Consider the following 290-nt stretch of genomic DNA (forward strand, 5'->3'; position numbering starts at 1 on the left):
AATATATTGACGCATAATGAAACATTTGTGCAAAAACAAGAGTACGAACCTTTTGCTACGACCAAATTTCCAAATAAAAAATTATTGATTGTAACTTGTATGGATACCAGACTGCTAACATTGTTACCACAGGCATTGGGCTTACAAAATGGGGATGCCAAAGTCATAAAGAACGCAGGTGCTGTCATTTCACATCCTTTTGGTAGTATGATACGGAGTATCATACTGGGTATTTATGAATTACAAGTGGAGGAAATTTGTGTAATTGGCCATGAAGATTGTGGTATGGC

General features: G+C 36.6%; 1 protein-coding gene. It reads left to right on the plus strand.

The window, feature by feature from the left end; all coding sequences use genetic code 11:
• The coding region (locus ACQRBL_RS32800; RefSeq protein ID WP_427736493.1) for a carbonic anhydrase at nt 1-290 on the plus strand (290 nt) is incomplete at both ends.

The sequence above is a fragment of the Bacillus sp. AF62 genome (genome assembly GCF_050312695.1).
In the GTDB taxonomy this organism is placed as follows: Bacteria; Bacillota; Bacilli; order Bacillales; family Bacillaceae_G; genus Bacillus_A; species Bacillus_A cereus.